General features: G+C 64.2%; 28 protein-coding genes. 6 read left to right on the top strand and 22 right to left on the bottom strand.

The window, feature by feature from the left end; translation table 11 throughout:
- Nucleotides 1-41: 41 nt before the first annotated feature.
- Nucleotides 42-671: a bifunctional nicotinamidase/pyrazinamidase gene (gene pncA / locus CHB87_RS09410; RefSeq protein WP_089408184.1), complete on the bottom strand. Its 630-nt coding sequence runs from the start codon at nt 669-671 to the stop codon at nt 42-44.
- A gap of 29 nt (nt 672-700) precedes the next feature.
- Here pncA and CHB87_RS09405 point away from each other — a divergent pair, with 29 nt between their 5' ends.
- Together CHB87_RS09405 and CHB87_RS09400 are read left to right on the top strand one after the other, a co-directional pair.
- Entirely contained in the window at nt 701-1573 is an 873-nt protein-coding gene (locus CHB87_RS09405) for a beta/alpha barrel domain-containing protein (protein WP_089408183.1), read from the top strand.
- 134 nt (nt 1574-1707) lie between these two features.
- Nucleotides 1708-2139, top strand: coding sequence for an acyl-CoA thioesterase (locus CHB87_RS09400; protein ID WP_089408182.1), 432 nt, complete (start codon nt 1708-1710; stop codon nt 2137-2139).
- 3 nt (nt 2140-2142) lie between these two features.
- On the opposite strand, the gene CHB87_RS09395 is transcribed toward CHB87_RS09400, so the two are convergent.
- From CHB87_RS09395 to CHB87_RS09340, 12 genes are all read right to left on the bottom strand, one after another.
- Entirely contained in the window at nt 2143-2937 is a 795-nt protein-coding gene (locus CHB87_RS09395; RefSeq protein ID WP_089408181.1) for a glycosyltransferase family 2 protein, read from the bottom strand.
- A gap of 185 nt (nt 2938-3122) precedes the next feature.
- Nucleotides 3123-3458: an iron donor protein CyaY gene (gene cyaY, locus CHB87_RS09390; RefSeq protein ID WP_089408180.1), complete on the bottom strand. Its 336-nt coding sequence runs from the start codon at nt 3456-3458 to the stop codon at nt 3123-3125.
- 92 nt (nt 3459-3550) lie between these two features.
- Nucleotides 3551-4033, bottom strand: coding sequence for a single-stranded DNA-binding protein (locus CHB87_RS09385; protein WP_089408179.1), 483 nt, complete (start codon nt 4031-4033; stop codon nt 3551-3553).
- Nucleotides 4034-4097: 64 nt separating this feature from the next.
- A complete protein-coding gene (locus tag CHB87_RS09380; RefSeq protein ID WP_089408178.1) occupies nt 4098-4952 on the bottom strand; it encodes a hypothetical protein in 855 nt (284 codons plus the stop codon).
- Entirely contained in the window at nt 4949-5203 is a 255-nt protein-coding gene (locus tag CHB87_RS09375) for a hypothetical protein (RefSeq protein WP_089408177.1), read from the bottom strand. Before CHB87_RS09375 ends, CHB87_RS09380 begins: the two co-directional genes overlap by 4 nt.
- Nucleotides 5203-5775: a DUF420 domain-containing protein gene (locus CHB87_RS09370; RefSeq protein ID WP_089408176.1), complete on the bottom strand. Its 573-nt coding sequence runs from the start codon at nt 5773-5775 to the stop codon at nt 5203-5205. The genes CHB87_RS09375 and CHB87_RS09370 overlap by 1 nt, the downstream gene beginning before the upstream one ends.
- A 28-nt stretch (nt 5776-5803) precedes the next feature.
- Complete coding sequence (cyoE, locus tag CHB87_RS09365; RefSeq protein ID WP_342743553.1) at nt 5804-6760, bottom strand: heme o synthase; 957 nt, start codon at nt 6758-6760, stop codon at nt 5804-5806.
- A 47-nt stretch (nt 6761-6807) separates the two neighbouring features.
- The gene (locus CHB87_RS09360) at nt 6808-8091 is read right to left on the bottom strand and encodes a penicillin-binding transpeptidase domain-containing protein (RefSeq protein WP_089408174.1); all 1284 of its coding nucleotides are present in this window, start codon (nt 8089-8091) and stop codon (nt 6808-6810) included.
- 130 nt (nt 8092-8221) lie between these two features.
- A complete protein-coding gene (ftsZ, locus tag CHB87_RS09355; RefSeq protein WP_245817909.1) occupies nt 8222-9769 on the bottom strand; it encodes a cell division protein FtsZ in 1548 nt (515 codons plus the stop codon).
- A gap of 167 nt (nt 9770-9936) precedes the next feature.
- Complete coding sequence (locus CHB87_RS09350) at nt 9937-10803, bottom strand: hypothetical protein (protein ID WP_089408173.1); 867 nt, start codon at nt 10801-10803, stop codon at nt 9937-9939.
- Between the two features lie 40 nt (nt 10804-10843).
- Nucleotides 10844-12085 (bottom strand): cell division protein FtsA, encoded by a 1242-nt coding sequence (ftsA, locus tag CHB87_RS09345; RefSeq protein WP_089408172.1) that lies wholly within the window; start codon nt 12083-12085, stop codon nt 10844-10846.
- A complete protein-coding gene (locus CHB87_RS09340; protein ID WP_142988288.1) occupies nt 12082-13227 on the bottom strand; it encodes a cell division protein FtsQ/DivIB in 1146 nt (381 codons plus the stop codon). Before CHB87_RS09340 ends, ftsA begins: the two co-directional genes overlap by 4 nt.
- Before the next feature lie 390 nt (nt 13228-13617).
- Here CHB87_RS09340 and CHB87_RS09335 point away from each other — a divergent pair, with 390 nt between their 5' ends.
- Both CHB87_RS09335 and CHB87_RS09330 read left to right on the top strand, forming a co-directional pair.
- Nucleotides 13618-14103 carry a hypothetical protein gene (locus CHB87_RS09335; protein ID WP_142988287.1) on the top strand — a complete coding sequence of 162 codons (486 nt, stop codon included), beginning with the start codon at nt 13618-13620 and terminating at the stop codon, nt 14101-14103.
- Nucleotides 14100-14630, top strand: a complete 531-nt coding sequence (locus tag CHB87_RS09330; RefSeq protein WP_089408169.1) for a hypothetical protein — start codon at nt 14100-14102, stop codon at nt 14628-14630. Before CHB87_RS09335 ends, CHB87_RS09330 begins: the two co-directional genes overlap by 4 nt.
- A 20-nt stretch (nt 14631-14650) precedes the next feature.
- On the opposite strand, the gene murC is transcribed toward CHB87_RS09330, so the two are convergent.
- Nucleotides 14651-16057 (bottom strand): UDP-N-acetylmuramate--L-alanine ligase, encoded by a 1407-nt coding sequence (gene murC, locus CHB87_RS09325; RefSeq protein ID WP_089408168.1) that lies wholly within the window; start codon nt 16055-16057, stop codon nt 14651-14653.
- 295 nt (nt 16058-16352) lie between these two features.
- On the opposite strand from murC, the gene CHB87_RS09320 reads away from it, so the two are divergent.
- Nucleotides 16353-17438 carry a YXWGXW repeat-containing protein gene (locus CHB87_RS09320; protein WP_245817908.1) on the top strand — a complete coding sequence of 362 codons (1086 nt, stop codon included), beginning with the start codon at nt 16353-16355 and terminating at the stop codon, nt 17436-17438.
- A gap of 122 nt (nt 17439-17560) precedes the next feature.
- Here the strand turns inward: CHB87_RS09320 and murG are convergent, their stop codons facing one another.
- The 5 genes from murG to CHB87_RS09295 form a co-directional block, all read right to left on the bottom strand.
- Nucleotides 17561-18640: an undecaprenyldiphospho-muramoylpentapeptide beta-N-acetylglucosaminyltransferase gene (gene murG, locus CHB87_RS09315; RefSeq protein ID WP_342743552.1), complete on the bottom strand. Its 1080-nt coding sequence runs from the start codon at nt 18638-18640 to the stop codon at nt 17561-17563.
- On the bottom strand, nt 18641-19732 hold the full coding sequence (ftsW, locus tag CHB87_RS09310) for a putative lipid II flippase FtsW (RefSeq protein ID WP_089408167.1): 1092 nt from the start codon (nt 19730-19732) through the stop codon (nt 18641-18643).
- 1 nt (nt 19733) lies between these two features.
- The gene (gene murD, locus CHB87_RS09305; RefSeq protein WP_089408628.1) at nt 19734-21092 is read right to left on the bottom strand and encodes a UDP-N-acetylmuramoyl-L-alanine--D-glutamate ligase; all 1359 of its coding nucleotides are present in this window, start codon (nt 21090-21092) and stop codon (nt 19734-19736) included.
- A gap of 84 nt (nt 21093-21176) precedes the next feature.
- Nucleotides 21177-21752 carry a hypothetical protein gene (locus CHB87_RS09300; RefSeq protein ID WP_089408166.1) on the bottom strand — a complete coding sequence of 192 codons (576 nt, stop codon included), beginning with the start codon at nt 21750-21752 and terminating at the stop codon, nt 21177-21179.
- A gap of 46 nt (nt 21753-21798) precedes the next feature.
- Nucleotides 21799-22116 (bottom strand): hypothetical protein, encoded by a 318-nt coding sequence (locus tag CHB87_RS09295; RefSeq protein ID WP_245817907.1) that lies wholly within the window; start codon nt 22114-22116, stop codon nt 21799-21801.
- Nucleotides 22117-22309: 193 nt separating this feature from the next.
- Between CHB87_RS09295 and CHB87_RS09285 the strand changes: the two genes are divergently transcribed.
- Nucleotides 22310-22651 carry a MazF family transcriptional regulator gene (locus CHB87_RS09285; protein WP_089408164.1) on the top strand — a complete coding sequence of 114 codons (342 nt, stop codon included), beginning with the start codon at nt 22310-22312 and terminating at the stop codon, nt 22649-22651.
- Nucleotides 22652-22657: 6 nt separating this feature from the next.
- On the opposite strand, the gene mraY is transcribed toward CHB87_RS09285, so the two are convergent.
- The 3 genes from mraY to CHB87_RS09270 all read right to left on the bottom strand — a co-directional run bounded on the left by mraY (nt 22658) and on the right by CHB87_RS09270 (nt 25998).
- Nucleotides 22658-23794 (bottom strand): phospho-N-acetylmuramoyl-pentapeptide-transferase, encoded by a 1137-nt coding sequence (mraY, locus tag CHB87_RS09280; RefSeq protein WP_089408163.1) that lies wholly within the window; start codon nt 23792-23794, stop codon nt 22658-22660.
- A 72-nt stretch (nt 23795-23866) separates the two neighbouring features.
- Nucleotides 23867-24571, bottom strand: a complete 705-nt coding sequence (locus CHB87_RS22240; protein WP_176441676.1) for a hypothetical protein — start codon at nt 24569-24571, stop codon at nt 23867-23869.
- A gap of 35 nt (nt 24572-24606) precedes the next feature.
- On the bottom strand, nt 24607-25998 hold the full coding sequence (locus CHB87_RS09270) for a UDP-N-acetylmuramoyl-tripeptide--D-alanyl-D-alanine ligase (protein ID WP_089408162.1): 1392 nt from the start codon (nt 25996-25998) through the stop codon (nt 24607-24609).
- Nucleotides 25999-26033 lie beyond the last annotated feature (35 nt).

The following is a 26033-nucleotide window of genomic DNA, read 5'->3' as shown; positions in this document are numbered from 1 at the left end:
ACGGAAGAGATTGGGCTCACGTACTTCCTTGTGCTTCCTCGTCATAGATCCCCGCCCCGAATGCGGCGTATGCTGGCGGAGGCAAAGGCGGAGTTGGCCGCGTCCACGCTGCCCGGCAGGTCGACGGCGCGGCATGCGTCTTCGATCACGAGGCATTCGAAGCCCAGCCTGGCGCCGTCCTCGGCCGAGAAACGCACGCAGTAGTCGTACGCCAGTCCGGCGATGAAGAGCCGCTTCAGCCCGCGCTCGCGCAGGTAGCCAGCCAGACCGGTCGGCGTGGCATGGTCGTTTTCGAGGAAGGCCGAATAGCTATCGATCTCCCGGCGAAAGCCCTTGCGGAGGATCAGCTCGGCATGCGGAATGTCGACCGCCGGATGGATCGCCGCGCCCGCCGTGCGCTGCAGGCAGTGATCGGGCCACAGCGTCTGCGGGCCGTAGTCGACCTCGGTCATCTCGAATGGCTGCGTGCCCGCGTGCGAGCTGGCAAAGGAGATGTGTTGCGGCGGATGCCAGTCCTGCGTCAGCAGCACATGGTCGAACTTCGTGGCGAGGGCGTTGATGAGCGGCAGAATCTCGTCTCCGCCGGCGACCGCGAGCGCGCCGCCGGGCATGAAGTCCGGCTGGAGGTCGATGAGGAGGAGCGCGTCCTGGCTACCGATGGCGATGCTCATAACGCTATGGTATCGCTGATAATGGAGAGATGAGTAATGCCGTCAAGATCATCGAGTGCCCGCGCGACGCGTGGCAGAGCCTTCCGAAAGTCATGCCGCCGGAGGTGAAGGCGGACTACCTCCGCATCCTCATCGCCGCGGGCTTCAAGCAGATCGACGCGGTCAGCTTCCTCGCCAAGGATGTCATGCCCCAGATGGCCGACTCCGAGCGCGTGCTCGAGTATCTCGACCCGCCGGACGACACCGAAATCATCGCGCTGGTGACGAACGAGGACGGGGCCAAGCGCGCGGCCAAGACGGGCGCCATCCAGACGCTGGCCTTCCCCTACTCGCTTTCGCCGCGCCTGCTGAAGACCTCGCAGAACCAGACGCCGGAGGAGTCGCTCGAGGCGCTGGAGGCGGTCGGGACGCTGGCCTACAAGGGCGGGATGGAGGTTGTCGCGTACCTCTCGATGGCCTTCGGCAACCCGTACGGCGAAGATTGGTCGATCGACGAGGTGGTCGCCGCCTGCGACCTGCTGGTCGACTGCGGCGTGCAGCAGATCGTGCTGGCCGATACGACCGGGCTGGCTTCACCGAAGCTCGTGGCCGAGGTGCTCAGCGACATCATCGCGGTACACGACCGCATCGAGATCGGCGTACATCTGCATGCGCGGGCCGAGTTGGCCGCGGCGAAGATCGAGGCCGCGTATGGCGCGGGCTGCAGACGGTTCGACTCGTCGATCGGCGGCATCGGCGGCGCGCCGCTGGCCGACGATCTGCTGGTGACGAACATCGCCACCGAGACGCTGATCGCCGAACTGAAGCGACTGGGCGCTGAGCTGCCGGATATGCGTCCGCTCGACGGACTGATCTCGGCTGCGGCCGCGATGGAAAAGAAGTTCGGAGTACAAGTGCAATGAGGCGTAAGACCGATCCGCACCGAGGACACCGATCACGAACAGGACAGAATCTTAAAATCATGTTTTTGGTTTGATCTGTTTTATCGGTGCTCTCGGCGACGATCGGTGTTGAGCCTTTGCTCTAAACTGGAGATATGAGCACAGAGATTGTGGGCGAGGCGCGGGTGCGCGTCCGCTACGCCGAGACGGATCAGATGGGCGTCGTCTACCACGCAAACTACCTCGTCTGGTTCGAGATCGGCCGCGTGGAGCTGATGCGGCAGCTTGGCCTGGACTACAAGGCCATGGAGCGCGACGAGGGCTGCCTGATCGCCGTGGTCGAGGCCACTGCGCGATACAAGGCGCCAGCGCGGTACGACGACGAACTCACCATCCGCACGCGGTTGGTCGAGGCGCGCGGCCCGATCGTGCGCTTCGGCTACGCCGTCGTCCGCGAGGCCGATGAGACGCTGCTCTGCGAAGGGTCGACGACGCACGTGGTCGTGGGACGCGATATGAAGCGGCGGCGGATGCCGGAGCGGTATGCGGAGGCGTTTCTTGCGGCGACGGCGGTGTCGGTTCTCTGAAATTTACCGTCCGCGCGGAGCATGCGTCGTGTGCCAGGCCTTGGCGTACTTCCAGCTTACGTAGGCCGAGTGGTACAGGTGCAGCAGCAGGCCTTCACGTCCATCCAGAAAACCCAGCCGGAAGATGTAGTTCCACGTAAACGTCCAATGCGGGACGAAGAGCACGTTCCAGTAAAAGGCGAGCCACGACTTGCTGGTGCGGCCATTTGCGATCAGCAGCTTCGCGCCCAGCGTGCTGTAGCGGTCCATGTGCTCCAGGTAATTTTCAAGCGTCGGATAGGCGTGGTGGATCAGGTCGTAGTCCAGCGTCGCCGACGAGCCGTCGAAGGAGATGGTCTCGTGAACGGGGCGGTCCTGAAACTTGGGCGAGCTGGTGAAGTTCGCCGCCGCGCGCCGGAAGAGACGTAGCTTGGGGTCCGGATAATAGCCGCCATGCTTGATCCAGCGGCCGAGAAACAGGTTGCGCCGCTTCAGAAAGTAGGCGTCCGCCGGCGGATTGCTGGGCAGCAGCGTGCGAATCTGCGTCCGCAGCTCCGGGCTCAACTCCTCGTCCGCGTCGAGCGACAGGACCCAGACGCCGCTGCACTTGGCGATGGCGGAGTTCTTCTGGGCGGCGAATCCCTGCCAAGGCTCCTGGAACACCTTCGCGCCGAACGACTCCGCGATCTCGACCGTCCGGTCGGTGGAGTTCGAGTCGATCACGATAATCTCATCGGCAAAACTGACGCTGGCCAGCGTGCGGCCGAGGTTTTCCTCTTCGTTCAGCGTGATGATCGCGACGGAGAGCATGGGCGGCATTGGGGCTGGTCCTCCGTTGAAGCGTTGAAATTTAAGTCCGGTCACGCGCCACCGCGTTCAAACACGGAAGCCTTCCGTGCAGCTCGCGCCGTAATTTTGCAGAGTTCAGGCCAATTCTAGCCTGCCCCGGCGAAGGTGGGAAGCAGAACCTTAATGAGAATTGAAAGAAACGGCGGCCGGCGGCATTACGTGAGAACGATCGCGTCGTCGCCGGTCTGTTCTCGCAGAAGCCGTTGCGTCAGCGCCTTCAAGGTCTCGCCGGTCTTCGCCAGCACGAAGGCCGCAGCCTCTTCCGACCACTCCAGCTTGAAGCTGGAGGTGCGCGCCGAGATCCAGATCTGGCGCACGGGCGTCTGCGGCGTGAAGACGAACTTCGTCGAGCCATCCTCGAAGAGGACGTTCAGGACGCCATTGTTGTCCTCGGCCTCGAAGCCGCCGTCTTCCTCGGCCTCGATCAGGGACTGCTTCAGATGGTGGAAGGCGCGGTCGGATTCGCGGCGAAACTGGGCTTCGTCGATCATGGGTTCAGTCTACCGGTCGTGGTGGAATTGTGCTTGGGACAGACAAAGACGCCGCCAGCGCGTACGTCGGCGGCGTCTAACAGGTTGAAGATTTAGAAGGGGATATCGTCGTCGGTGATGCCCTGGTCGGCGTAGTCGGGCTGCGACGCCGGGGTGCGCTGATCGTAGTTCGTCGCCGCGGGCTTGGAGTAGCTCGAACCGCCGCTGTAGGACGATCCGCCCTCTCCGCCGCGCCCGGCGCCGCCGCCCAGCAGGGTCAGCTCGTTGCACAGGATCTCGGTCTTGTACTTCTTCTCGCCGCTGGTCTTGTCATCCCAGGAGCGGGTCTGGATCTTGCCTTCGATGAGGACTTGCGTGCCCTTCTTGACGTAGTCGCGCACGACCTCGGCTGTCCGCTGGAAGCAGACGATATTGTGCCACTCGGTCTTGTCGGTCCACTGGCCATCGGCGCCCTTGGCGCGCTCGGCGGTGGCGAGCGAGAACGATGCGACGTTCATTCCGCCGGCGGTTGCGCGGATCTCGGGGTCTTTGCCGACGTTGCCGAGAAGGAAGACTTTGTTGACGCCTTTTGCCATGAGTTTTGCTCCGTAAGCTCTGAAAAGTTGAGCATAGCAGAATCTCCGGTGGGTATCCGGGTCGTTACTTGCGGGCCGGTTTGGATGCGTCCTGCGGCCAGATCTTCGCCAGATGCTCGGCCAGGCGGTCGACGAAGCCGCCCGGCAGCAGCGCCGTCAGCGGCGCCGGGCCGACGAAACGCACGATGCCGCGGCAGTCGGTCGCGATCGCCAGCGGCCATTCCGGCGCGCCCCGGTCTGTCGCACCAAAGACCTGAAGAGTTCCCGGCGGAACGGTGAGGGTCGGGGTGCCGCGCAGGCGAGCAACCGGGCTGCGCGGGTCAGGCACGATCGGCGGCGCTCCGGCTGCGGCAACCGGCGACGTAGGCTGGGCCAGCAGGCCGTAGAGTCGCACATTACGGTCCGAATCGCGGAAGAGCGCTGCACGCAGACCGCGCGCCATCTCCACACAGAGGCTGCAGCTATCGGGAAAGGCCAGCAGGATCGTCGCGGAGCCGTAGTCGCGGTTGATCCGCGGCGTCTCGTTCGCCGCGAAGAGCGATTCGGCCAGCGGAAGAGCGGGCAGCGGCTTGCCCAGCAGGGCGTACCGCCGGCGGGCGGCGGCTACTTTTTCTTCGATCTCCAGTGTGGCTGGGTGGAGCGTTTCGGCCGTGGCCAGGGCTGCTTCGACGCTCTGCGCGGTTCCGGCGGCCGCACGGCTCTCGCCGTTCAGTTGCTGGGCGGCGGCGTACTCCAGGCCACGCGCGTAGAGCTGGTCGAGCGGCGCGGAGGACGCCGGATCGCGGAGCGCTTCGAGCGTCTGGGCCAGTTCGTGAGCGGGCGGCACGGCAAAGGATTCGGTCTGGCTGCCGGTTTGGCCGCTTCCCTCCCCGGACCAGCCGAGACTCAGGCAGAGAACGACGAGGGCCAGCCGCTTCACGGCCAGTCTTCGAGGCGGCTGGAATCGCGTTTCTGGTCGCCGGCCAGTTTGGCAAAGCCGAGCAGAAGGGTCAGGCTGCCGGTCGGCAGGCATCCCATGGCGACCATCAGGGCCAGCCAGCCGGCGGTGGTGTGCGGTCCCTGCCGGCGTTCGACGCCGCCGAAGGCAAAGAGCATCAGCAGACCCGCCGTCAGTCCGGTAAGGAAGATGGCCGTGCCAGTCGTGAGCAGCTTGCGGGTATCGTTTTGCATCAGCGCCGCACGACCGCTTGGATGAAGTAGACGAAGACACCGCTGACCGAGACGTAGAGCCAGATCGGATACGTCCAGCGAGCGAGGCGGCGATGCGCGGGAAAGCGACCGGTCAGCGAGAGGAAGAAGGTGATAAGAATCAGCGGCAGCGCGACGATCGCCAGCGGAATATGCGTGGCAAATAGCACGATCGCGTAGGTGTACCAGAGCAGGCCGGTGTGGGCGATCGGCAGGTGCGTCTCTCCGTGCAGGAAGTAGGTCGCCAGGTAGCTGACGAGAAACGCCGACGAGAAGACGAACGCCGCGAACATAGCATTGCGATGCTGCTGCACCAGCCGCGCGCGGATGAAGCGGTATCCGGCGAAGAGCGCAAAGGCGGAGGCGGCGTTCAGCGCGGCGTTGAGTCCGGGCAGGAAGTTGAAGCTCGCCCCGGCCGCGTCCACCGGCGGATGAATATAGACGAGCCAGAAGATGAAGATGCTCGCCACGACGCTGACGCCGACGATGGCGGCGATGACGGCGGGTGGCGTGCGGGCCTGTTCGAGATCGGATTTTGCGGCGACGGTTGGCATAGTCTCAGTTCAGTTTACGGCTAAGCGTCTAGAAGAGCAGCCGGCCGCGTGCATTCAAAATCATTGCGGCCAACAGAAGCGGCAGGTATATCACGCTGGCCTTCAAAAGATTGCGTGCGAGGATGCGGCTGGCCGGGTCGGCGGGATTCTTCAGAATGGCTGCGAAACGGACGGTGTACCAGAGGTAGCCAAGGCCGAGGACGGTCGCGACCACCGCGTACGGGATGCCGGTGATGCCGAGCCAGGTCGTCCACAGACTGACCGGAATCATCAGCACAGCGTAAAACAGCGCCTGCGCTACGGTCGAACGCGCGGCCCAGACCAGCGGCGTCTGGTTGGCGGCGACGCGGATGCCGCCGTTGCGGTAGTCCTCGCGGTACATCCAGCCGATGGCCATGAAGTGCGGAAACTGCCAGACGAAGATCACGGCAAAGAGCGCGACAGCGGGCCACTCGATCAGCCCGCGCGCGGCGGTCCAGCCAATCAGCGGCGGCAGAGCGCCGGGAAACGCGCCGATGAAGGTGTTGACGCTGCTGATCCGCTTCAGCGGCGTGTAGATCGCCACGTAGCTGGTCGCGGTCAGCAGGGTCAGGGTGCCGGTCAGCAGGTTGGTCGAGACCGCGAGCCAGAGCGAGCCGAGAAAGATGGCCGCGAAGCCCAGCAGCAGACCATGCACCAGACCGATGCGTCCCGTAACCATCGGACGGTTGGCGGTACGCTTCATGCGCGCATCGCTTTTGCGCTCAAGTGCCTGATTCAAAACGCTCGAACCGCAGGTGACGATGGCGATGCCCGCCATGGCGATCACGGAGCTGACGTGAAACGGGCTGATCCCCGAGTGCAGATCGCCCAGGTACAGCCCCGCGCCGGCCGTCAGAACCGACATCGCCGAGACTCGCGGCTTGAACAGCGCCACATAGTCCGAGACCAGCGAGGGTGCAGCCATGGCCGGAGCGGTCAGATCGGAGGTTGCGGAGGTTGCCACGTCTTTTAGGATATCGCGTTTCGCGGCGGATAGAGGCGACGTAACTTCTACTGCGTTCCTAACGGACTGCCCGGCGACGGCGCGGGCTTCGGCTGGAAGTAGCTTTTATCCCACAGCGCGCGGTAGAACTGGCCCGTCAGCTCGGCGGCCTTTGGCCCGAAGGTCGGACGTCCGCCTTCGAGAAAGATGACCGTCACGATGCGTCCGTTCGGCGTCTCCGCGAAGGACGCGAACCAGCCGAAGCGGGTGCCGTTGTTCGAGCAGGTGCCGGTCTTCCCCATCACGGGAAACTCCTTGAAGTTCGCCCGCAGGCTGCGCGCGGTGCCGTACTGCACGGCCGCCTGCATGCCGTCCTGCATCTCGGGGATCAGCGCGGCGATGTCGAGCGTGCGCTTCACCTTCGGCTCGAAGGCGGCGATCTCCTCGTCGGTCTGCGGATGCTGCAGGTAGTAAAGAGTGCCTCCGTTGGCGATGGCCGCGACCAGCGCGCCAAGCTGCAGCGGCGTCATGCTGACGCTTTCGCCAAACGAACACATGCGGCCCACGCCGCCAAGCGCCGCCGGCAGCTCCTGGTCGGGATAGGCGCCGAGCTGCTCGCCCGCGATGTGGTATCCGGCCAGTTCGCCCAGCCCAAGCTGATTCGCATAGTGCTTCACGCGCTCGAAGCCGAGCGAGCGGCCAAGTGTTTCAAAGTAAAGGTTGTTCGAGTGCGCCAGCGCCTCCGTCAAGGTCAGGTGATAGCCGCCGCCCAGGGCGACTGGCGTATCTTTTTTGACGATTCCTTCCTGCAAAGCCGCGAGCGCGACCGAGAGCTTGATCGTCGAACAGGGCTCCGCGCCGCTTGAAAGCGCGAGCTTCTGGTTGACCATCGCGAGGATGCGGCCGCTCGCGGGATCGATGGCCAGCGCCGTGCCGTTCATATTGCCAAGCGCCGCGATGGCTGCCTCGCGAACGATGGGGTCTTCACCCACGGTCACATCGCCGCTCACCAGATCGTCCGAGAAAGAGCTTGCGGTAAAGCGCTCCGCATAGCGGATACGCCGGGTCGAGGCGGCGGCGATCACCCGGCCGTGCCGCGTACGAACGATCGCGGGAGCTGCGCTCGCCTTCGCCCTGCCATGCGCCGTAGAGGCCTTCACCGAAGTCTTCGCATGCGTCGCCGCAGCCTTGCCGTGCGTGGACTTTGCGGGAGCGGCCTTGGCGGCGGACCTGGCGTGATGTTTCACCGGCGCGGCGACCGCAGCGGTCCCGGTCGCAATGAGGGCGAAGCAATTTGCCGCGAGCACAACGCCGCCCAGCAAGCCGTTCCGGATCAAAGAAAATCGTCCCATTTCACTACCCCAAGGCAAAAAGATGAACAGCCGTACCTTTCAGGGGAGGCAAGTCGATATCCAAAACCCTGACTTTTATCTTAGTTGGACGTAGTATCCGGTGCGCTGGGTAGGCGCTACCACCTTGGCGTCAGTTGCCCCGTCGCAGAAAGGCCGGGATATCGAGTTCGTCGGCGTCGTGGTTCTCGTGCGACGGCGGGTTGAACGTGGGCCGCGCGGGCGGCTCGGGCGTGAAGTCGTGGCTCTCCGCGATGCGCGGGTTTGCCGGCGTGCTGGCCGGACGCGGTTCGAACGGATAGACCTCGCCGACACGATCGCGCGTGACGCTGCGGAAGAAATCGTCGTCGAAGACCGACGCCGGTACGGGCACCAGCTCCTGCGGGGTCGGCGAGACCGGAATCAGCGGAGCCACCACTGCCTCAGGCTCAGGCAGATGCGACTCCGCAACCTCAACCGGGTGCTGGCTCTCGTACTCGAGCGGCTCCGGCACGGAGAAGATCGGCTCCGGCGTCGCGGCCACGACCGGAACGGGCGCCGCGGCGGGCGGAACGTGGGGTGCAACCGGCGGCACAACTGTCACTGGCAGTTCCTGCCGGGCGATGGTGATGCGCGGCTGGATCGGCACATCGTAGCGGACGGTCGGCAGGGTCGCCTGGTCGAGCATCCGGTCCCGCCGCGGCTGCTGCGTCTGCTGATCCTTGAATCCCGTGGCGATGACCGTGATCTTCACCTCGTCGCCCATGCTCTCGTCCAGCACCGCGCCGAAGATGATGTTCGCGTCCTCGTGCGCCGCGTTCTGGATCACGCTGGACGCCTCGTTCACCTCGCTCAGCTTCAACGAGCTCGAGCCGGTGATGTTGATCAGGATGCCGCGCGCGCCGTCGATGGCGCCGGCTTCGAGCAGCGGCGAAGCCATCGCCGCAACCGCCGCGTCCATCGCCCGGTTCGGCCCGGAACGCTGCGAGGTGCCCATGACGGCGTAGCCCATGCCGGCCATCGTCGTGCGTACGTCGGCGAAGTCGCGGTTGATGACGCCGGGGATGGTGATGATGTCCGAGATGCCCTGCACGCCCTGGCGCAGCACGTCGTCGGCGATGCGGAAGCTCTCGAAGAAGCCCGCATCCTTGGCGACGGCCAGCAGCTTTTCGTTCGGGATGACGATGACCGTGTCGACCGAGTCGAGCAGCTCCTGCATGCCGCGCTCGGCCTGCATCATGCGGCGCTTGCCCTCGAACGCAAACGGCCGGGTGACGACCGCGACAGTGAGCGCGCCCATCTCGCTGGCGAGCGACGCGATGACCGGAGCGGCCCCCGTGCCCGTGCCTCCGCCGAGACCGGCGGTGACGAAGACCATGTCCGCGCCCTCAAGCGCCTCGATGATCTTGTCTGAATCCTCCAGAGCCGCGCGGCGGCCTACGTCGGGGTTCGCGCCCGCGCCCAGACCGGAGGTCAGCTTCACGCCAAGCTGCAGCTTCACGGGAGCGTTCGAGACCGCAAGCGCCTGCACGTCGGTGTTGGCCGCGATGAACTCGACACCCTCGACCTTGGCCGCGATCATGCGGTTGACGGCGTTGTTGCCGCCGCCGCCGACGCCGATCACCTTGATCCGCGCGCCGCGAGGCATCTCGTCGTGATACTGAATGCGAAGGTCTTCGGGCATCTCGGGCTCGTGGGACATAGGGTGGGGTTTCTCCAAGGCAAATGTGAAATAGCGAACGCCATTTGCAGCCAACTCAATTCTGTCACCCGAGGGTCAAAAAGGTGGTACACCTTTTCCACTGGCGTATCCAACTTGGTTCCAAATCAGGGCCTTCGACTTGAAGTGTTCTCATATCCTCTCTGAATTCAACGGAGCAGAACGCGTTGAACTTCGGTTTGGAGGGTGACTCTACGTGCATCCAGTGATTTTGGAAAATCTCGTCCGATTGCCAGCACGACACGGCTGTTCAGGCCTGTCTGCAAGAGCTTTTGAGTGGCTTCCATCAATGCAAGATACTTAGCACATTGAAACATTCCACGGATAATGTCCGCGTCGTCGGAGACAGGTCCTTTCACCTCTACCCCGACCCATTCCGATCCATTTTGAAACAAGACGTCGATTGTGTCGCAGGAGTCGAATGTGTACTCCAAGATAGAAACGCAATCTCTTGGCAATCCGAATAGCGAAGGATTCTCCGAGATATATTGCTTCAGTGCGCGGTGTTCTTTGCCCTCTCCAACACCATTGAATTTCGCTTTAATCGTCTCTGCTTCGCGAATCAAATCCGCCGGCGTTATCAGTATGGCAGGCTGCATGCCATAGTGTTCTAAAACAGCATCCCAGCCAGCATAATCACGCACTTCAGAGATCTTCTGATCTACGAGTCTTCGCTTTTCGCTTGAGGTTTTTTTCCTAAAATTCTTGGGATCTATAAAGTGGCCTATGCCATCCCCAGGCAAACCATGGGATTTATTTACGACCAAGCATTGGATCGGCGGTATTTCCACCTTCCAGAGCGCACCAAGAATCTTCATTTCATTCCCGACGACTCCAAGCACGGCGCCCAAGCTTCTGGGATTTGACATTCCAAGTTGCGGCGCAAGATCTGAGTAGTAGATTGTCGATCCGGCTTTTGCTTGGCGAATCAGCAGCGGAAGTGCCTGAAACGCACGTTGCTGAAAAAGTTTGGCCTTATCGCTGAATCCTTTAGAAGTCCGTTCCCCCGTCTCCATAATCCCCTCTCTTCTTGGACAGCAGATCCGGATTGAACGTTTAGAAGCTACCCGCGAACATGGCCTTCAACTTCGCTTTCAACCCCATCTCTTCGCTGGCCCGCCGAATCTGCGTGCGATGCGTGTAGAGCAGCATGCCGATGGCGGCTGCGAACTCCGGCTTCACCAGCTCCTGCGGCATGCGGCTGAGCGGCACCGGCACGCCGATGCGCGCAGGCACGCGCAGCAGGCTTTCCGCGTTGTCCAGCAGACCGACCAGGTTCGCGCCGCCGCCGGTCAGGACGATGCCCGCGCCCAGCGCCTCGAGCACGCCGCCGTTGCGCAGGTTGTCGCGCAGCATAGTGAAGAGTTCGCGGGCGCGCGGCTCCAGAATCTCCGCCAGAAAGCGCTGGCGGACGAGCCGGCCCTGCGGCGGGCCGCCAGCCAGACTGCCGGTTGCAAGGCTGCCGCCCACCTCGATCTCCGCCAGCGACGGCACGGAGGTGACGACACAGTTGCCGTACTCCTTCTTCAGGTACTCGGCCTCTTCGACTGAGACCTGCAGACCGACGGCGAGGTCGTTCGTGAAGTGGTCGCCGCCGATCGGCAGCACGGCCGTGTGGGCGATCGAACCCTCGAAGAAGACGGCGATCTCGGTCGTGCTGGCGCCGATGTCGGCGATGCAGACGCCCAGTTCGCGCTCGTCCGCCGAGAGCACGGCCTCGGCCGCGGCGATGCCTTCAAACACCGTGTCCTGCACCTCGAGTCCGGCGCGGTTGGCGCAGGTGATGACGCTCTGCGCAACGCCGCCGGAGCAGGTCGAAAGGTGGAGGTTGACCTCCAGCCGGTTGCCCACCATGCCGACCGGGTCGTGAATGCCGGCCTGGTCGTCGAGGATGAACTCCTGCGGCAGCAGATGCAACACCTCGCGGTCGGGCGGTAGAGCGACCGAGCGGGCGCGGTCGACCGCGGCGCGGACCTCGTCGCGCGTGATCTCGCGCATGCGGCTACCCATGCTGATGCCGCCGCGGCTGTTGATGCCGCGCACGTGCGTGCCGCCGATGCCGACGATGGCGGTCTCGATGCCGGTCTTCGCCCCACGCTCGGCGGTCAGGGCGGCGCGGTTGATGGCCTCCGCCGCCGGTCCCAGCTCCGCGATCAAACCCTTGCGCATGCCTTTGGATGGCTCCACGCCGTGGCCGCGATAGCGCAGCACGCCGTCCTGCACCTCGGCGACCAGCACGCAGCTCTTCTGGCTGCCGGCGTCGAGAACGGTGATGAGGTTTTCCGGCTTGGGTGTCATTGTGGGCCCGCCTGCGGGTGCTTCTTCACATCGAATGCCGTCTGCAGATGAGCCGCCGGTTTCGCCTGAGGCTTCGCGGCGACCGCCTTCGCGACGGGCTTCTTCGCCACGGACTTGGCCTTCGCGGCTGCAACCGTTTTAGCCGCCGGCTTCTCCGCTGCCTTCGGCGCCGGCGCCGCTGCATCGTCGGCGGACTTCACCGGAACCTCGGCGCCGCGCTGCATCTCCAGCACCACCTGGCGCTCGTAGCGCATGTCGGCGGAGGCGAGCTTGGGGTAATCCACCCGCCACTTCGGCAGGTTCTCTTCAAACTTCTTGTAGCGGTCGAGGAAGTCATGGTCGCCGAAGTGGACGAGAATATCGACCGAGCCTTCCGGGATAAGCGCCTTCACATCCTCGGGGTTCGAGACGTCGACCTCGGAGAGCTTGTCCGAGAGCTTCTTGCCCTCGCTGTCGAGGTCCGCCGTGAAGCTGGTGAAGAGCCGCATGCGCGCGGAGCGGGTCGACTCCGGATCGTCGCCCGAAAGACCCGTAACCACCGGGAACGAGTAGTGCGGACGCTGCGCCGCCGTGTCGTCGTCGACCGACATATCGAGCAGCACGCCGGTCTTGTCGACCAGCCCGATGTGGCCGCCCTGACGCACGAACGCCACGGGCGTTCGCTCGACGATCGAGACGCGGAGCTTGTCCGGCAGAAGACGCATGACGGTCGCATGCTCGACCCAGGGCAGGCGTTCGAGCTCGGCCCGGCGATCGGCCAGCGAGACGGTCAGGATGTTGCGGTCGACGTCCTCGCCGAAGATGCTGAGCAACTGTGGCCGGGTCAGGTGGCTGTTGCCGATGATCTGGACGGAGGCCGAGTTTTGGATCACAAACCGTTCATTATGCAGAAGATAGTGACGCACCCCGAAGATAGCGCCAGCGACAGCCGCAAGCGCGGCGACAACCGCTCCGGCTGCGATGCCGCGTCCGGCGTTGGTGCGCAGCAGACCGCTGCCCAGCCGCAGACGCATGGCGCTCCGGCTGCGCTTGCTGACGTAGCCTTCGCCGTCGGCGTCGTCCGGCGCCTCGAAGTCCTCGGCCAGATCGCGACGCAGCGAAGGCGCACCGGCAAACCGCCGCGGCGCTGCCGCCTTCTGCACACGACTCACCTGTGGCGCGTCAAGCACCGTAGCCCCACCCTTCGAAGACAATTTCCCTATCCGCACGCAGACCCGAGCAAGGCCGCGAAGAACCGCCAGCCCTCACTATACCCCGCCGTCTCTTCGCCCGCGCATGACCATTTGGGGGAGTACCCGCGCAGCAACTCTTGTCGTCATTCCTGCAGAGAATCTGCTTTTGTCCTTGCTTTTCTTGGTTGTCATTCCCGAAAGGGAATCTCCTTTTGTCTGGAAACACTCGGAATTCCCTTGCCCGCCCCATTCGGCCAGGCGTATTCTGGCCGCACCATGGCGCGCCTTCTAGAACCCGGCACACCCGAGTACGACGAGCGTATGCAAAGAGTGCGACAGCGGTTGCACGACGGTCCCAGCATGCGTACCCGCGTCCTGGTCATGACGGTGATCGCGGCCTTTTTCATGGTTCCTGCCGTCGAGATTGTTTACGCCGCATTCAAAGTGGGCTGCGATTGCAATCTGTATGTGCGCGGTTTCGCGCTGGTCATCGCCGCCGTGCTGCTCATACTGCCCGGCAGAATCGCTTATGTCATCGCCAGGCGGCGCGTGCGAACGGGCGAGTGGGCGCTTCGCCCCACCCAGGAAGAACGCGTCGAACTCGTCGCCAAATGGACCGAGCCAACCTCCGGTTCTTTGAAGCTTCTGAAGAATACAGACCGCTGGGATGTGTATCTGGACCTCATCATTACGTTCAACGGCGTCCTAAGCTTATGGAACGACCTACACTCCCCGTGGAGCCTCTTCAACGGTTTGGGCTTCGCGTTCTGGTCGGTCGTACTTTACTTTTATGGGCGGAGTCTATACCGCAGAGCGGCAAGCCGCCTCGGCAGACTGGCCATATGACCGAGCCGAATCAAAATCCGAACCCTGCGGCAGCGGCCCCGACGCAGCTATCGCCCCGCAGGCGCAACAACATCGTGTCCGGAATGATCATTGCCTTCGTCTCGACGGCGGCCTGGCTGCTTCCGAGAGCGTTCGACCGGAATCTGAGCGTCGTCAATCGTTCCATTGTGGCAGCCTCCGTCGCGTTGCTTCTCGTTATCCCCGGCATCTTTGCCTTGCGCACGATTCTCTTCCGCGTACGGCGTGGCAGGTGGAGCTTCATGCCCGATGCCGCAACGTTGGCGGCGATTCGCGCACAGTCGGCCGTGCAGAGCGAGACTGGCAAGAGGTTCAAGACCTGGCTGGACTTGTCGATGCAGACGGTGGGGCTGGCTGTCGGCTGCTTTCTGTTCATCATAGGCTGGCGACAGCTCGGAGCAAGCGGGCTAAACCTCTGCTTCAGCCGGGTCGAGACGATCGCAGGCCTGGTCTTCGTGAAGCATTTCGGCACGGCTCTCTTCAACCGATACGTTCTCAGTAGAACTTAGGTTCTTTTCAAGCGAGTACGCTAGATCGAGACCCGATCCCCCAGCGCCGCCAGCAGCAGTCCCGAAGCCTGCGAGACATTGCCCGCGCCGAGCGTCAGCACGACGTCCCCCTCCTCCGCGCCGGCAACCGTGAGGGCGACCGCCTCGGCCATCGACGGCGCGTATACCACCTGTCCCACCCCTGAGCCGCGAACCCGGTCCGCCAGGGCGGCGCCGGTGATGCCCGGAATCGGCTCCTCGCTGGCGGCGTAGATGTCGAGCATCGCGACCGAGTCGGCGTCCTTGAAGGCGGCGGCGAACTCCTCGATCAGGTCGCGCGTGCGGGTGAAGCGGTGCGGCTGGAAGATGACGTGGACCTTGCCGTAGCCGCATTCGCGCGCCGCGCGCAGGGTGGCGAGAATCTCCGTCGGGTGGTGGCCGTAGTCGTCGACGACCGTGACGCCGGCGACCTTGCCCTTCACCTGGAAGCGGCGGTCGACGCCCGTAAAGCTGGCGATGCCGGCGGCGATCTGCTGCGGCGCGACGCCAAGCTGCAGGCCGATGGCGATCGCGGCCGTCGCGTTCAGCACGTTGTGCCATCCGGGCACGCGCAGCGAGAACGGCCCCAGCAGAATGCCCCGGTAGTTGACTCCGAAGCTCGACTGCACGCCCGCGCGCGCCGGAAGCCGCTCGATACGGAAGTCGGCCTCCGGATGCTCGCCGTAGGTGAAGACTTTGCGGCGGGCCCGGTTCACGATGCCGCGCAGGCGTTCGTTGTCGATGCAGGCCGTCGTCGCGCCGTAGAACGGCACCGAGTCCATGAACTGGACGAAGGCGTCGTCGACGTCGTCCATGCTCTTGTAGCAGTCCATGTGCTCGCGGTCGAGGTTGGTGACGATGGCGAGGATGGGCGACAGCTTCAGGAACGAGCGGTCGCTCTCGTCGGCCTCGGCGACCAGGTACTGGCTCGCGCCCAGGCGCGCGTTCGAGCCGAGTGCGTCGACCCTGCCGCCGACCACGACCGTGGGATCGAGCGTGCCTGCCGTCAACACGGCCGCGACCATCGACGTCGTCGTCGTCTTGCCGTGCATGCCCGCGACGGCGATGCCGTACTTCAGACGCATCAGCTCGGCGAGCATCTCCGCGCGCTGAATGACGGGGATCTTGCGCGCGCGCGCCTCCAGCACCTCGGGGTTCGACTTCGAGACGGCCGAGCTGGTGACGACCACGTCGCTCGCCGCGGCGTTGCCCGCCTCGTGGCCCTCGAAGATGATCGCGCCCATGGCGGCCAGGCGGTCGGTCGTCGGCGAACGCCGCAGGTCCGACCCGGAGACGCTATAGCCCATCGAGAGCAGGATCTCGGCGATGCCGCTCATCCCGATGCCGCCGATGCCGATGAAGTGAACCCGCTGCGAGGCGGCGAAGAGAATGTGACCCGGTACGAACATCGTCTTGAGGCTCCAGAGTGCGTATGCGCTGGTTCAAGTCTACAGAATGGTCTCCGCGAGCTGTCAGCTCAGAGCTGCCCAGCTGACGGCTCGAGACCCATGACCCGGCGCTGAGCGCGGCGCTGCGAAAATGCAACAAATTCACCCGCCTTGTGTCTAATAGAGTGAGGCCGATTCGAGCAAACCTGCTTGCGCCGGGCTCCACAGCTTGCTGATCCCCCCGAACAACCCGGCTGCCGCAACTGGCAATGCCGGGCAGGGAGAGGGTTGAGACAAGCCACAGGACACCACCACCATGATGACGCCGAACGCCGCGAAAAATACGTTCACCGCCGCAATCGTTGCCGCGCTGCTTGCCGCGCCGCTCGCCGCGCAGACTCCGTCCTACAACCAGGGCGTCCAGAGCTACAACAGCCAGGACCCGCAGAACTACAGCACGCCCGCGCAGAACTACTATCAGGACCAGGCGCCGCAGGACCAGCCGCAGCAAGGCCAGCCGCAGCAAGGCCAGCCGCAGCAAGGCCAGCAGCAGGGCTACCCCCAGCAGGGGCAGGCCGCGCACGCGCCGTCGCCGGACCAGTATGTACCGCCCCAGGCATTCGGCCAGCAGCAGGAGCCGCCGCAGGATGGACAGGTGCAGACCGCCAACCAGGCGCCGCCGCCGATCCCGGACTACGACCAGCCCGAAGCGCCCGGCGACGGATATATCTGGACCCCCGGCTACTGGGCCTGGACCGGCTTCCAGTACCAGTGGATCCCCGGCGCATGGGTCGAAGCTCCTTATGACGGCGCTCTGTGGACGCCGGGCTACTGGGGCGCTTACAACGGCGGCTACTACTGGAACCCCGGCTACTGGGGTCCGGTCGTGGGTTACTACGGCGGCGTCGACTACGGCTTCGGCTACTTCGGTGTGGGCTTCTACGGCGGCTACTGGTATGGCAACCACTTCTTCTACAACCGCTACTACTCGCACGTCGGCCTGAGCAACCGCTACTTCTATAACCAGCGGTTTACGGGCATCGGCAATGTGCATCCCGGCGGACACAGCTTCGCGGCGGCCAGCGGCCCGCGTGGCGGCTTCGTCGGCAACCGGGGCGAGAGCTTCAACGGCGGCGCCCGCGTCGGCAATGGCGGGTACGCAGCACGCGGTAGCGCTGTGCCGAACGCCTCCGGCTACGCCAACCGGGGCTACGCCGGCGGCGGCAATGCGCAGCCAGCCCGGAGCTTCAGCGGCGGCAGCGCGGGCGGATACAGCGCTCCGCGCCCCAGCGGCGGCTATAGCGGCGGCGGTGGAGCACGTCCGGCGGCTCCCAGCGGCGGCGGAGTCCACCCGAGCGGCGGCGGAGGCGGCGCTCATGCCAGCGGCGGCGGACACAGGTAATCCAACCCCGAAACGATAAAAGGCGGACCCATCACCGGGTCCGCCTTTTATCGTTGTCATTCTTGTTGTCATTCCCAAAGGGAATCTGCTTCTCTGTCTTCTCTAAGGCCCGCCCGCTTATCTCAGGCCCGCCCGGCCAGCCGCAAACACATTCGCGCAATCTCCCCCGCCGCGTCCGTGTGGGCCAGCCTCCGCGCGGCCTCGCCCATCGCAAGCCGCATCGCCTCATCCTCCAGCAGCGCGGAGACCTCAGCGATCAGCCGTTCAGGCGTCAGTTGCGCCTCCGTGATCATCGACGCCGCGCCCGCCGCGACCAGCACGTCGGCGTTCTTGCGCTGGTGATCGTCGGCCGCCGCCGCGAAGGGCACCAAGACCGAAGGCTTGCCCGCCGCGGCCAGCTCCGCCACTGTGCTCGCGCCGCTGCGGCAGACGACGAGGTCGGCTGCGTCGATCGCGTCGACCATGGCGTCCAGATAGGGCAGGACAAGCAGGCGATCCGAACTCACCGCGCTTGCAGCGTACGCCGCTGCCGAAGACTCCACGTTGCGCCCGCCGACCTGGTGGACGATCTCCAGTTCTGGAAAACGCGTCAGCAGCCCGCCCGCTACCTTCGGCAGAATCTCGTTCAACACACGCGCTCCCTGGCTGCCGCCGAAGACCAGCAGGCGCAGCGGGCCGCTCGTCTTCGGCCGCAGCGCGAAGAACTCTTTCCTCACCGGGATGCCGGTAACGACGGCGTTCCGAAAGTAGCGCGTCGTCTGCTGAAAGTTCACCGCAGCCGCGCGGACACGCTTCCCTACCAGCCGGTTCGCGAGCCCCGGCACGGCGTTCGGCTCAAACGCCAGGGTCGGGATGCCGAGCAGGATCGCCGCCATCATCGCCGGACCGGAGGCGTATCCGCCCACCCCGACGACCACCTGCGGCTTGAACTCCCGCAGCAGGCCCATGCAACGCAGGATGCCCAGCGGCAGATCGCCCAGCGTACGCAGCCGCGTCATCAGGCTGACGCCCTTCAACTGGCCGACGTGAATCAACTCCAGCCGGAAGCCGGCCTCGGGCACCAGCTTGGTCTCAAGCCCCCGCGCCGTGCCGACAAACCGCACCTCGGCGCCGGCGGAGTCGCGCAGTTCGCGCGCAATCGCGAGCGCCGGGATCACGTGCCCGCCCGTGCCTCCACCTGCGATCAGAACGCGCAGCGGCACTTAGTCAATCTCTCGCGTAATGTTCAGCAGCACGCCCATACCCGCCAGCGTCACGAACAACGACGTTCCGCCGAACGAGATGAACGGCAGCGTGATGCCCTTGGTCGGCAGCAGTGCGACCGCGACGCTCATGTTGAAGAACGCCTGAATCAGAATCGCGGTCGTCAGCCCGAAGGCCATGAAGCGGGCGAACGGGTCGGTCGAAAGAAACGCCGCGCGCATGCCACGGTAGCCGAACATGACGAAGAGGCCGACCAGGGTCAGCGCGCCGAGCAAGCCGAGTTCTTCGCTGATATTGGCGAAGATGAAGTCCGTCCAGGCCTCGGGCAGGAAGTAGAGCTTCTGCCGGCCCTCCATCAGGCCGAGGCCCCGAAAGCCGCCTGTGCCGACCGCGATGAGCGACTGCATGATGTGGAAGCCCTTGCCCAGCGGGTCCGACTCCGGGTTCAGGTAGGTCTGGATACGCGCGCGGCGGAACGGCACCATCCAGAGCATGTAGTACATGATGGGCGTGGAGGCCAGCATACCGACGCCGATCCACTTGACCTGCATGCCTGCGAGATAGAGCATCGCCAGCGTGACACCCGCGCAGACCAGCGCCGTACCCAGGTCCGGCTGCTTCATGATGAGGCCGATGAAGACCAGCGGCGGCAGCGCGGCGCGCAGAATCGTCCCGCGCCAGTCGTCCATCTTGTGGATGCGCGTCTGCAGAAAGTATGCAAGGAAGAGGATGACCAGCGGCGTCGCCAGCTCCGACGGCTGGAAGGTAAAGAAACCGGCCTTGAACCAGCGATGCGTATGGTTGAGCTTCGGCATCGCGAAGACGCTGACCAGCAGCAGCGTCGTCAGCGCCAGCCCCGGAAAGACGACCTTGGGATTGTTGTAGCGGCGATAGTCCACGCGCATCAGGATGGTGAGAGCGCCCATCCCCAGCAGCGCGAACATCGCCTGCTTCGCGACATATTTATAGGGCGAGCCGGACTCCGCCGTCGCCATGACCGCCGAGGCCGAAAAGACCATCACCAGTCCGAAGAGGACCAGCAGCAGCACCACGCCGAACAGCCATTTATCGACCCCAACCCGCTTTGCCATCTCATTCCTTCAGGCCCAACACCAGCTCGCGAAAGACGCGGCCGCGGTGCTCGTAGTTCTCAAACTGATCGAAGCTCGAACACGCCGGCGCCAGCAGAACGACATCCCCGGCCACAGCCGCCTGGGAGGCATCCGATAACGCAACTGCTATTGTCTTCGCAGATACTATCTTCACCACACCGGCAAGCTGATGCTCAATCTTTTCCGCCGCCGAACCAATGGTGTAAACAGTCTTCACCCGCTCGCGCAGCAGACCGGCGAGCTGCGTGTAATCCGAATCCTTGTCCTTGCCGCCGAGAATGAGGTGGACGCCGCCCGGGAAGGACTCGACCGCCTTGATCGTCGCATCGACGTTGGTGGCCTTCGAATCGTTGAAGTAGTCCACGCCATCGAGCGTGCGGACGAACTCCAGCCGATGCTCGACCGCGTGGAAGCTCGCGACCGACCGGCGAATCGACTCGGCCGAAATGCCCGCCAGCCGCGCCATCGTCACCGCCGCCAGCACATTCTCGATGTTGTGCGCGCCCTTCAGACCGATCTCAACGACCGGCAGGATCGGCTCGGGCTTGCCGCCCTCCTTCTCCGTGAAGAAGACGCTCTCGCCGTGGACAAAGGCGCCCTGCTTGATCTGGCGGCGGCCGCTGAACCAGTAGATCTGCGCCTTGGTCTTGCCGGCGATCTTCTGCGTCGCGACGTCCTCGGCGTTCAGCACGAGGTAGTCCTCGGGCCCCTGGTTCTCCGTGATGCGGGCCTTCGCGGCGGCGTACTGCGCAAAGCTGCCGTGGCGATCGAGGTGGTCGGGCGTCAGGTTCAGCACGGCGGCGATGTGTGGCTTGAACTCGGCGATGGTCTCCAGTTGGAAGCTCGAAACCTCGAGCACATCCCAGCTCTCGGGCGTGCTCTCGGCGATCAGCTCGATCACCGGCAGGCCGATGTTGCCGCCGACCAGCGTCTGCCGGCCCGCGTCGGCGAAGATCTTGCCCGTGAGCGTGGTCGTGGTGGTCTTGCCGTTCGAGCCGGTAATGGCGACGGTCTTACCCTCCAGGAAGCGGCTCGCCAGCTCCAGCTCGCCGATCACCGGCAAGCCGTTGCGAATGGCCTGCGCGACCTCCGGCGTCGTGAGCGGCACGCCCGGCGAGACGACGATGAGGTCCTGCCGCCGAAACGTCAGCAGCCCGTGGCCGCCGGACTCAACCATAATGCCCGCCTCGAGCAGCGCCGGAATATCCTTCGCCAGCGCCTGCGCGCTGCGTGTATCCGACACCGTCACCCGCGCGCCGCGATCGCGCAGAAACATCGCCGCCGCCAACCCCGACTTGCCCAGACCTACGACCAGTACCCGCTTGTTCTTCAGCTCCATCATCCGCCAGGCCTCGAAATCCTTTCTTGTCGTCCTTCGCTTTTGGTTGTCATCCTTCGCGCAGCGGAGGATCTGCTTTTCTTCTTACGGCGGCAGCTCGCCATATCGTTGCGTAGAACGAAGCCAGATGGGTGCTCGCTCCAGCTTCGCATGATCAAACAGCCCCCATTCGCCCCCAAGCAGTTGGACGGTGGCAGACGAAGGACTTCGGCTGACAAAAACATAATCCAGCGAGTCATTCGGTTGGTGAATCAGCCATTCCATCCCACTTCCTTCCCGAAGAAACGTCTGGACGGACAAACTCATATACAGACCAATGTCGACATCGGGTAGATTCTCGCCACGCAGGACTGCGGCAATCTCATACCGTCTCCCCACGTCATCCGCGCTTGTGTCCGCAAGATCGGCAAGCAGTAGCGGCTGGGTTTCCGCAGTCAGCAAGGTGGTACGCCGGTCCTGGCCCCCGGCATCGCTCTCCCAGTAGCCGCCTCCGCGAATACTGCTCCAGACGATGGCGAGGGGAGATTGCACCAGCGATGCGATAAACCGCTCGCGACGGGTCTCATGATTCAGCGGGGCCGCAAAGACTCTGGGACCTGACGGGTTCTTATATTCGGTCACCAGACCCGCCACCAACCCGCGCTCGATGCTCAGCTCCATGCGTAAAGCCTACCGCGAACGCGAAATTCGCGTCACCAAGGCAGGATCAACGCCCTGTGGAGAACCACGCGCGAATCGCCGAAAGAACGCCCGCATACCGGTACTCCGGATCGAGATATCGCTCGATGACGTAGAAGGCAAAGTAGTAAAGGCGGCAAAAACTCCAGATAGCAATGACAAGCAGCGTCGCCGTGCGCAGCGTTGGCCGGTCCAGCAGCAGAAGCCCGCAGGCGAGCAGGCCCGTCAACAGGAAGAAGAACGCTTTCAGCTTGATCCAGCGTTTGCTTTCGAGGTCGCGCATGGCGATTGGACCAGAAACATCAAGGAAGGTCGCACATGCTCGGTTTGGTATCGTATTGGACAAGGAGGAATATCGTGACCCATACCATTGAGGTAGAGATCGACGCAGTCGGTGTCGTACGTCCCCTGGAATCGTCATCGCCTCTTCCCAGGGGCCGCGCCCTGCTCACTTGGCAGACTTCAGAGGTAGATGAGACTCTACTTCTTTCGGAGGCGGCGCTAGCCGAAGACTGGCTTCGACCGGAAGAGGATGAGGCATGGGCCTATTTGCAGCCGGCGAAGTAGTGCTGTTTCCCTTCCCATTTTCCGATCTTAGCGGCAATAAACTTCGTCCGGTCCTGCTACTGGTCAGTGTGAGCCGTGCGGATTGGATCGGCTGTCAGATCACCAGCAACCCATACTCCGATCCGCATGCTGTCGTTCTGACGCCGGCCTCATTCACCCAGGGAGGTCTGCAACTGCTGAGTTATGCTCGTCCCGGCAAGCTATTTACGGCCAATGAGTCGATCTTCGTTCGATCGTTGGGCAAACTTGCCGACGGAATGCTCAAAGACGTTCGAGACTCTGTCGTCAGCCTGATTCAGCCAGCCAATCCGTAGCACTGCCTACCTCAACTTCAACGTGGTCAAGGCCAGCAGCGCGAACACCAGCGCCAGAATCCAGAACCGCGCGATCACCTTCGACTCGCTCCACCCCAGCAGCTCGAAGTGGTGGTGCAGCGGCGCCATCTTGAAGATGCGTTTGCCGTTCCTCAGCTTGTAGCTGCCCACCTGCAGCATCACACTCACGGCTTCGAGGATGAAGACGCCGCCGATGAACGGCAGCAGCAGCTCCTGCTTGATGACCACCGCAACCGTGCCGATCGCGCCGCCCAGCGCCAGCGAGCCTACGTCGCCCATGAAGACCTCCGCCGGATGCGCGTTGTACCAGAGGAAGCCGATCGAGCCGCCGACCATGGCTCCGCAGAAGACCGTCAGTTCGCCGACCAGCGGCATGCGCTGCAGCTCCAGGTAGTCCGAAAAGACGACGTGGCCGCTGACATAGGTCAGCACCGTGAGCGCGCCGGCGGCGATGATCGTGCAACCGATCGCCAGGCCGTCGAGCCCGTCCGTAAGATTGACCGCGTTCGACGTCAGCGTGATGACCAGCATCACGAAGACCACGAATGGCACGAAGGCCAGCCAGTGCATATGCGGGATGCCGCCCATCCACTCCCAGACCAGGTCCGGGCGGAAGTTCTTCGCGAACGGCACCATCAGGCGTGTGGAGTAGCCTCCGCGGCCGCCCATCAGCAGCAGCGCCACGGCCACCGCGCCGCTCGCGAGGAACTGGCAAGCGAGCTTCTGCCTGCCTGTAAGGCCCTGATTATGCTTGTGAACGACCTTGGTGTAGTCGTCGGCGAAGCCAATGGCGCCAAAGGCCAGCGTCGACAGGCAGACCACCCAGACGTAGGGGTTCGAGAGGTCGGCCCAAAGCAGCGTCGGCACCAGGATCGAGATCAGGATCAGCACCCCGCCCATGGTCGGCGTGCCGCCCTTCTTCTGGTGGGACTGCGGCCCTTCCTCGCGGATGTACTGCCCGACATGAAACTCGCGCAGCCGTTCAATGACGAACGGCCCGATCAGCAGCCCGATCAGCAGCGCCGTCAGACTGGCGAAGACGGTGCGGAAGGTCAGGTAGCGAAAGATCCGGAACAGCCGAAAGTATGGAAACAGCTTCTGGTACAGCAGCCAATAGAGCAAGGATTCTCCGCCTGTCGAAACTCCTGCCTATCTTAACAGGCGGGCTGTGGAACAGGGCAGAATCTACGGCGGTTACAGCCCCGCTTCGAGCGCGAGGCAGAGTCCGCCGGCGGCTTGCAGCAGCTCGTTCGACAGGTGCGGGTCTTCCGCCGCGTGCGCCTGTTCGAGCAACTGCCACGCCATGCCAAGCAGCCGCTCGCCGATGCCGCGACGTCCCGCGCCCAGCGCCTCCAACCGAGGCTTCAGCTCGCGCAGACTCCGTTCGAGCTTCGCCGTCGAGGGATGCTCCACATTTGGCCGATGCTCCTGCCGCGCCGCATACAAAGCCGCCATGCCGAGATGGTCTGCCGCGCGCAGCAGACCCAGCGCACAGCGAACCTTGTCGGCCTCGGCGTTCGGACTGTTGCAGCAGCCGCGGTAGAGCACCATTCCCTGCTCCAGCAGCATGCGCAGATCCCCGCCCGAGTCGTGCTCCAGCAGAGACACCACCGTCGCGGCGCGGTTGAGATGGTGGAAGGCGAGCGCCAGCTCGTGATCTTCGGCCGGCGCGTGCTTCCGCTCGAAGTCGGCTCCGCCGTGCTCATGCGCGTGCTTTGCCGCCTTCTTGCCGGGATGTTTGGCAGCCTTCTCGGCGTGCTTTTTCGCGGGATGCTTCTTCGCCGCGTGCTTCTTCGCAGCGTGCTTCGCCACCGCATGCTTCGCGGCCTTTTTGGCGATCGCCTTCTTCGCCGCCTGCTTGATTGCCCCGCCCCCAACCCGTACCAGACCGTTCGCCATGACGAACTAGGATGCAGATTCTTGAAGCGGCGATCTCAATGCGTCTCCAAAACCGCCAGCGCGCCCTCCAGCCGCACGCCCCGCGAGGCCTTCAACAGCACCGCGTCGCCAGCCCGCAGGTTGGCGGCCAGCCACGCGCCGGCCTCTGCCGGGGTGTCGACGAACGCCGTCGGCACGCCAGCCTCCGCCGCGCCCAGGACGAGGTCATGTGCGTGTCCACGCACGCCGATCACGACGTCCAGCCCAGCCATCTTGCGTCCGCAGTCGGCGTGCAGCGAAGCCGCGTCCGGGCCTAGCTCCAGCATCTCGCCCGCGACCACGATCCGCCGCGTGGCCTCGGTCCGGCGCAGCGCCTCGACCATCGAGTTCAACGCCGAAGGGTTGGAATTATAGGTATCGTTGACGATCTGCGCGCCGCGCCACTCGATCATGTTGCCACGCTTCTCGCCCGGCCGCATGCTCTCGAGCGCGCCGACCATCGTCGCCCGATCAAGGCCGCTGCGCAGCCCCACCGCGGTGGCGGCCAGCGCGTTCATCACATTGTGCCGCCCCGGCAGACGCAGCGACACGGGCCAGTCCCGGTCATATTCCCCTGGCGTACCGATGGACAGGTCGAAGTCCGTCCCATCCAGCCCACGCTCCTCGATATTGACCGCGCGCACCTGCGCATCCAGGCCGAAGCCGTAGAGGACGGCCCGCTCGCCCAGTCCGCGCGCAAAGGCCGCGACAAAGCGGTCGTCCGCGTTCAGGAAGGCGACGCCCTCGGCGGGCAGCGACTCCACCAGCTCGTACTTCGCCTTTGCGATGCCCGCGATGCCTTCGGGAAAGAACTCCAGATGCACCGCCGCGACGTTCGAGACAACGGCCCAGTCGGGCTCGGCGATCTGCGCCAGCCGCGCGATCTCGCCCGCATGGTTCATGCCCATCTCGATCACGGCGACCTCGTGCTCCGGCTCCAGCCGCAGCAGTTGCAGCGGCACGCCGAAGTGGTTGTTCAGATTCCCCGCCGACCTCAGCACGTTGAACTGAGCAGCCAGCACGGTCGCGACGCACTCCTTGGTCGTCGTCTTGCCCGCCGAGCCGGTGACGCCGATCACCCGCTTGCCCCATGCGCGGCGAACGCGATTCGCCAGCGTCTGCATCGCGGCGAGCACGCAGTCCTCGCCCTCGGGCACGTAGAGCAGCCGGCAGGGGTCGAGCGTGTCCGGCGCGAGCCAGCGGTTGCTGACGACGGCCGCGACCGCGCCATTCGCGAACGCCGCCTCTACATAGTCGTGGCCGTCCATCTTCTCCCCGGTGACGGCGAAGAAAAGCTCGCCCGCGCCGATGGTGCGCGAATCGATCGAGTAGCCGACGGCTTCGAGGCTCGTGGTGAAGTCGCCCTCGGCGTGAATCCAGTCTGCGATTTGTCCCAGCGTCAGCTTCATGTATATCTCTCCGCTTTGTTTGCGTCACAAACGCT

It is taken from the genome of Granulicella rosea, assembly GCF_900188085.1.
GTDB lineage: Bacteria > Acidobacteriota > Terriglobia > Terriglobales > Acidobacteriaceae > Edaphobacter > Edaphobacter rosea.
The sequence above is the reverse complement of the archived record's forward strand: the minus strand, read 5'-3'. Positions and strand labels throughout refer to the sequence as shown.